The following is a 1,177-nucleotide window of genomic DNA, read 5'->3' as shown; positions in this document are numbered from 1 at the left end:
GCGGCAAGCGATTCGAGTGCCCGGCGCACCGCCGAATCGTCGTCTGGCGCCACCAGCATGACGTGGACGCCTTCCGGTTTGCCGCCTTTTTTCTTCCACACCCGGCCGGTGATGATAGTGACCGGGCGTTCTTCGTTGTCGTTCACGGGCCGATTCCTCTTGGCAGCGGGTGGGCGGGCGAGGGGGTTTTGACTACTCATGCGGCCTTTTCGCATGAAGCAAGGCCGCGCAACAGCGCAAACCCATTCACTTTGCCTGAAGGCTTGTCACTTTCTTCCTCGCTCTTGCAAAAATGCGAAAGAAAATTACATGCGGTTTTCGCATGGCTGCCAAGCCTTGGTCGGCGCGCAATATTTAGTGCTCCGGGCTTGACGGTCCGCGGTCTTACGAGTAGAAGCCGCCCAGTCAGAACCGATGTGAGGCTCTCCCTTCCGAAGCGACACGCTTTGGAGTTTGCCTCAAACAGGGTTCGTTTTACGAGCGAAAAGACATTTCCGGCGTGCACGAAGCGGCTTCCGCTTCCTCTGCCTTTTGTTCGGGCAAGACCGCGAGGCGCGGTTTATGGCCCGAATTTGCGTATGGAAATGACGCTTTGAGCGGCCCTGACCGGGCGAGACACGGAATTGAGAGACAAGAGGGTTTAATGCCTACCGTCAACCAGCTGATCCGCAAGCCGCGCATTGCGCCGGTGAAGCGCAACAAGGTCCCGGCCATGCAGCAGAACCCGCAGAAGCGGGGCGTCTGCACGCGCGTCTATACAACGACGCCGAAGAAGCCGAACTCGGCGCTGCGCAAGGTGGCCAAGATCCGCCTGACCAATGGTTTTGAAGTGATCGGGTACATCCCCGGCGAAGGCCACAACCTTCAGGAACACTCCGTGGTGATGATCCGCGGCGGCCGCGTCAAGGATCTTCCGGGCGTTCGCTACCACATCATCCGCGGCGTGCTCGACACGCAGGGTGTGAAGAACCGCAAGCAGCGCCGTTCGAAGTACGGCGCCAAGCGTCCGAAGTAAGGGGCGTCCGAAGTAAGATTTTCCGGCCTTGGCGCTCCTTGGGTGCGTCGGGTTATGAGATTGAGAGACAAAAGCCATGTCGCGTCGTCACAGTGCAGAAAAGCGTGAGATCAATCCGGACCCGAAGTTCGGCGATCTGATCGTCACCAAGTTCATGAACGC

1 protein-coding gene and 2 pseudogenes are annotated in these 1,177 nt (G+C 58.9%); 2 read left to right on the top strand and 1 reads right to left on the bottom strand.

Annotated elements, in window-relative coordinates; genetic code table 11:
* A pseudogene (locus EN750_RS41220) lies at positions 1–146 on the bottom strand (transcriptional regulator); the annotation flags it as partial.
* 497 nt (positions 147–643) lie between these two features.
* Here EN750_RS41220 and rpsL point away from each other — a divergent pair.
* Positions 644–1,015, top strand: coding sequence for a 30S ribosomal protein S12 (rpsL, locus tag EN750_RS35335; protein ID WP_006333356.1), 372 nt, complete (start codon positions 644–646; stop codon positions 1,013–1,015).
* 76 nt (positions 1,016–1,091) lie between these two features.
* Positions 1,092–1,177: pseudogene (locus EN750_RS35330) on the top strand (30S ribosomal protein S7); the annotation flags it as partial.

It is taken from the genome of Mesorhizobium sp. M7A.F.Ca.ET.027.03.2.1 (genome assembly GCF_003999175.1).
Classification (GTDB): Bacteria; Pseudomonadota; Alphaproteobacteria; order Rhizobiales; family Rhizobiaceae; genus Mesorhizobium.
This window is presented reverse-complemented; position numbering and strand designations above follow the sequence as displayed.